7 protein-coding genes and 1 pseudogene are annotated in these 5,217 nt (G+C 64.6%); all 8 read right to left on the bottom strand.

Translation table 11 applies throughout. The features are described from left to right. A pseudogene (locus VK519_RS15945) lies at positions 1-251 on the bottom strand (ABC transporter permease); the annotation flags it as partial. A 9-nt stretch (positions 252-260) separates the two neighbouring features. Next, on the bottom strand, positions 261-977 hold the full coding sequence (locus tag VK519_RS15940) for an ABC transporter ATP-binding protein (protein WP_324351369.1): 717 nt from the start codon (positions 975-977) through the stop codon (positions 261-263). 55 nt (positions 978-1,032) lie between these two features. Further along, positions 1,033-2,304, bottom strand: coding sequence for an efflux RND transporter periplasmic adaptor subunit (locus VK519_RS15935; protein WP_324351367.1), 1,272 nt, complete (start codon positions 2,302-2,304; stop codon positions 1,033-1,035). Positions 2,305-2,500: 196 nt separating this feature from the next. After that, complete coding sequence (locus VK519_RS15930) at positions 2,501-3,061, bottom strand: hypothetical protein (protein ID WP_324351365.1); 561 nt, start codon at positions 3,059-3,061, stop codon at positions 2,501-2,503. A gap of 92 nt (positions 3,062-3,153) precedes the next feature. After that, positions 3,154-3,354, bottom strand: coding sequence for a hemin uptake protein HemP (gene hemP / locus VK519_RS15925; RefSeq protein WP_324351362.1), 201 nt, complete (start codon positions 3,352-3,354; stop codon positions 3,154-3,156). Between the two features lie 59 nt (positions 3,355-3,413). Further along, a complete protein-coding gene (locus VK519_RS15920) occupies positions 3,414-4,388 on the bottom strand; it encodes a potassium channel beta subunit family protein (RefSeq protein WP_324351360.1) in 975 nt (324 codons plus the stop codon). A gap of 11 nt (positions 4,389-4,399) precedes the next feature. Then, the gene (locus VK519_RS15915) at positions 4,400-4,897 is read right to left on the bottom strand and encodes a phosphatidylglycerophosphatase A family protein (RefSeq protein ID WP_324351358.1); all 498 of its coding nucleotides are present in this window, start codon (positions 4,895-4,897) and stop codon (positions 4,400-4,402) included. Further along, on the bottom strand, positions 4,894-5,217 hold a 324-nt coding region (locus tag VK519_RS15910; RefSeq protein WP_414692764.1), incomplete at its 5' end, for a thiamine-phosphate kinase. The genes VK519_RS15910 and VK519_RS15915, both read right to left, overlap by 4 nt.

Here is a 5,217-nt window from a genome sequence, read left to right as displayed (position 1 = left end):
GCATCCTTGTAACTGAGCAGGTCCGGCGGGTCGCGGCTTGCCTTCGCCGCCTCCGGCCCGAACAGGTCGATCTGCGGCACGTAGAGGCGTTCGGATTTCCACGGGATCGGATCGCCCGATACCGCCCGGAACACCGAGTACGTCGTCATCGATGCCCCAACCCCGAAAGCGATCGCCAGCACCATCAATCCCGTCAGGGCGGGATTGCGGCGCAGGCTGCGCAGGGCGAGGTCAAGGTAATAGCCGAACATGCCGGGGCCTTAGATGTTCACCCTGCCCGCTTGCACCTGCGCGTGGAAGCGCGGGTCCTCGGCAAGGTCAACCACCTGGCCGTCGATCACATGCACGTTGCGCTGGGCCCGGGCGGCCAGTTCCGGATCATGGGTGACCATGACGATGGTGGCGCCCTCGCGATGGATCTCCTCGAGCAGTTCCATCACGCTGCGGGCCATCTGAGTATCGAGGTTGCCGGTGGGTTCGTCCGCCAGCAACAGGCGCGGGGAACCGGCCAGCGCCCGGGCGATCGCCACGCGCTGCTGCTGGCCGCCGGAAAGTTCCGCCGGGTAATGCTTGGCGCGCGAAGCCAGTCCCACGCGCTCGAGCGAGTCCATGATGCGCTGCTTGCGTTCGGCCGCCTTCATGCCGCGATAGCGCAGCGGTACTTCGACGTTGTCGAAGACATTCAGGTCGGGGATCAGGTTGAAGGCCTGGAAGATGAAGCCGATCTTCTCGTTGCGGATGCGCGAACGGGCGTTGTCGTCCAGTTTCGACACCTCGACGTTGTCCAGGTGATAGGTGCCCCCGGTGAAGGTCTCCAGCAGGCCGGCAATGGTCAGGAAGGTCGTCTTGCCGGAGCCTGAGGGCCCGGTCACGGCGACGAACTCACCCTCGTTGACGTCGATGTTGAAATCACGGAGGGCGTAGGTCTCGACCACTTCGGTACGGTAGACCTTGGACAGGTGGGTCATCTTGAGCATCGTGGATTTCCTTTGGCTCTGGGATTTGGATTCGGCGGGTTGCGGTTTTTTTACGTCAGCTGCTGATGACGACGCGGGCCGCGCCGTTGAAGGAATCGGTGCCGGAGATCACGATGCGATCGCCTTCTTTGAGGCCGCCGAGGATCTCGACCTTGTCGATGCTGCTGGTACCGACGCGGATCTCGCGCTTCTCGGCGATGCCGTCGTGCACCACATAAGCGTAGCGGCCACCGCTTTCATCGACGAAGGAACCGCGGGCCACGGTGAGCACGTTGTCGCGGCGATCCATCAGCACACGCACGCTCATGCGCTGGCTCTGCCGAAGCTGCAGCGGGGTCTTGCCATCGAACCGCAGGCGCGCTGCCACTTCGCCATTGACCACTTCGGGGGATACCGCGCTGATCTTGCCGTTCCAGGTGGCGCCATTGCCGGTGATCTCGCCGGGCATGCCGATGGCAAGGTCGCGGGCGAAACTCTCAGGCACCTTCATCTCCACTTCCAGCGCGGAGAGGTCTATGACGCTCATCAGCTGGGCGTCCTTGGCCACGGTTGCGCGTTCGGCCACGAACAGCTGGCCGACCTGACCGTCGACGGGCGAGCGCACCTGCAGGTTGTCCACCTGGCGCTTCAAATCTTCCACCAGCAGGTTCTGACGGTCGTGGGCCAGTTTCTTGGAACGGACGTCAAAGGTGGAGCTGTTGGTGTTGAGGCTAAGGTCGCTTTGTGCGTGCTGTTCGGTGACCTTGGCTTTCTCCAGCGACACCTCTGCCTTGTCGACATCGGCCTTGGGCACGGCGCCCTTGCTGAAGGCGGTGGTGTTGCGTTCCACGTCGCGCTCGGCGGCCTTGCGGTCGATCACGGCGTTGTCGTAGGCCTTCTGCAGTTCGCTGGCCTTCTTCTTCGCGTCCACCTCGGCGCGCAGGTAGTCCACCTGGCTGTTGTCGGCGTTGGATTGTTCCTGGGCGAGCTTGTTGGTGAGGTCAGGGCTGTCGATGACCGCCAGTACCTGGCCCCTCTTCACCGAGTCGCCCGCGTGCACCTGCAAGGTCACCGCGCCGCCGTACACGGCGTAAAGCGTCGGGCTGACAGCGGCAACCACCTTGCCCTCGGCCGCGATATCACGCACGAACAGGCCGCGTTGCACATTGGCGAAGGAAAGGCGCGAGGCGCTCACGGAGGAGCCGGCCGAGAACATGCGGCCGATGCGGGGCCCCACCATCACCAGCAGCCCCACCACCACCACGGCTCCGGCGATGAGGCCGATCGTGCGCATACGCTTGGGCTTGACCTCGACGATGCGGTCGGTGGCGGAGGTATCGCGAATCATGTGCGGTTCCAGTAAGGGCTGTCACCCGAAGGATGAGCAAGCCACGTGCCAAGCCGCGATCGCAATTTTTATCTATTCAGATCAATAAGTTGAATTACCCCGAAAACAGCGCTCCGGTGTCCGCGGACAACGGACAGCGGACAGGCAATGCAAGCGGTCGCCGGCGCGGACAGGTGCGCGCATCGCCGCGGGAGGGTTAAAGATAGGCCACCGATTGGGCCTGGGCGATGCTGCCGGCGAGCGAGCGGCCCATCGGCGATACCGCGCAAGCGCGGGTGCTTCGCAGCAGGCGCAGGCCCCCCACCAGGTTCGTATCGAAGCGAATCACCCGGGCCTGGGCCGCCGTGAAACCCTGCTCGACAGGTGCCCATTCATCGACGCCCATCGGTTCGCCTTCGGCCAGCAGCGCATCCCAACCCAGGTAATCGGTATCGGGCAACAAATAGGTACGGGCCAGGCAAGTGCCGCTGGCATCGACATACTCGAGCCATTCGCGCGGGCCGTCGGCGGTGACCGCGCTGCCGGCGCCAACCAGCCGCGTGGCAAGCAACGGCGCCACCAGTTCGTCGCTGGCGATGACGCCACGCGGCAAGTGCGTCAGGCAAGGCACGTAACGCAACCGTGGCAGGTGCAACACGCTGCCGAGCGTCGGCAAGGTACGGGCCAGCGCCTGGGGACCGAGGTGGAACCAGCGTGTCTGGACCGTGGAAGGATGCTCGCGCCTCGGGGCGCCGAAGGTGGCTAGCCAACCGAACATGTGTCACCTCGAAGGAAGGCGACCGTGGCTGGCTAACCGGAAGATCCGTTCCGGACGGCGGGCTGGGCCTGGGGGAGACTTTAAAAGAAGGATTACTTGGTGAGGATAAGCTTGTCGTTGCGGGTAAGGCGCAAGTGGTACTCGTTGCCCTCGTGTTCGATCACCAGTTCCCGCGAACCTTCCAGCAGGCTCTGGCTGGAGGTGCGGCGAACCGACGGGGCGGCCACCTTGAGGGAAACCACCCGGCGGCGGCGCAGGGCGTCTTCGTTCAGCAGCAGGGGTTGGGTCAACATCGCTTGGCTCCGCATGAGAGAGGGGGGCGGAGTTGATGATAATGGTTCTCATTCAACAGTCAAGCGCCCTGACCCACGGCGGCGGAAATTGCCTCCATCAGGTCTGCATCGAGCTTGCCCACCACTTCCAGGGCCTTGAAGTTCTCCTCCAGCTGCTCGCGTTTGCTGGCACCCAGGATCACCGTGGAAACGCGCGGGTTCTTAAGGCACCAGGCCAGCGACAACTGCGCCAGGCTCACCCCAAGCCGTTCGGCGATGGGCGAGAGCGCACGCACCTTCACCATCGCATCGCCCTGTCCGAGCAGGTTGTCACGGAGCCACGCGTAGTTGCTCTGGGCCAGCCGCGAATCGTGCGGCACCCCGTCCAGGTATTTGCCCGACAGCAGGCCTGAGGCGAGCGGTGACCAGATCGTGGTGCCCATGCCGAACTCCTCGTAGAGGGGTGCGTATTCCCGCTCGACCCTGTCGCGATGGAGCAGGTTGTACTGCGGCTGTTCCATGGTCGGCGCGGTCAGGTGGTTCAGGCGCGCCGCCTGGTGTGCCTGGCGGATCTGAGCGGCCGACCATTCGCTGGTTCCCCAGTAAAGCACCTTGCCCTGGCGGACCAGCATGTCCATTGCCGCCACTGTCTCCACGATCGGCGTGTCGGGGTCCGGACGATGGCATAAGTAGAGATCGAGGTAATCCACGCGCAGGCGCTCCAGCGCCTGGTGGCAGGCTTCCACCACGTGCTTGCGCGACAGCCCGCGTTGCGTGGGCAGCGGGTGTTCCACCGCACCGAACATGACCTTGCTCGATACGCAGTACGAATCGCGCGGCAGGCGGAGATCGGCCAGTACGTCGCCCATGAGTCGCTCGGCTTCGCCGTTGTTGTACGTCTCGGCATTGTCGAAGAAGTTCACTCCGCGCTCGTGCGCATAGGCGATGAGTTGCCGTGCCAGCGACCGGCCGACCTGCGCACCGAAGGTGACCCAGGCGCCGAACGACAAGGCCGACAGTTGCAGGCCGGAGGTACCGAGGCGACGGTATTGCATGGCGTACTCCTTCAGGAGAAATGCAGTACGAAGGCCAGGACGATGGCGGCGAACAGGCCGGCGACGACATCGTCGAGCATCACGCCAAGGCCGCCCTTGATGCGGCGGTCGAGCCAGCCGATGGGCCAGGGCTTGGTGATGTCGAAGATACGGAACAGCACGAACCCCAAGATGACGGTCCACCATGGGGTGAGCAGCGCGGGCAGCAGCGCCAGCCACTGGCCGATGAATTCGTCCCAGACCACGCTGCGATGGTCGGCCACGCCGATGGCCCGGCCAGCGACATTGCAGGCCCAGATGCCCATGGCGAAGCCGGCGATGATCACCAACAGGTAAACCGGCATGGGTAGCTGTCGCAGCAGCAGCCACGGAAGGATCGCCGCAAGCGAACCCATCGTGCCTTGCGCCTTTGGCACTAGCCCTGAGCCAAATCCGCAGGCAATCCAGCCACCGGGCGTGGCAAGCAACGCGCGCCGCGCGTCCGCATCCAGGACATATTTGTCACTCATGACGCGAAGTGGTCCCAGCCGCCGGCGGACGCCGCATGCCATTGGCCATCGGCATCGGCAAGGCGCACGCCCTGCCCGGCCACGATGCGGCCGATGCGCGTGGCACCACAGCCCAGGCGCGCCATCTCCGCGCTCACCCCGGCCACGTGTTGCGATGACAGGGTGAAGCAGAGCTCGTAGTCGTCGCCGCCGGTAAGGGCGAAGGCCATGGTGTCCTTGTCGGCGAACATCTCGCGCAAGGCCGCCGACCGCGGCAACAGGGCGGGATCCAGTTCCGCCGCAACACCGCTGGCCTGGCAGATATGACCCAGATCGGCGAC

Source organism: Pinirhizobacter sp. (assembly GCF_035317885.1).
Classification (GTDB): Bacteria; Pseudomonadota; Gammaproteobacteria; order Xanthomonadales; family Rhodanobacteraceae; genus Pinirhizobacter.
This window is presented reverse-complemented; position numbering and strand designations above follow the sequence as displayed.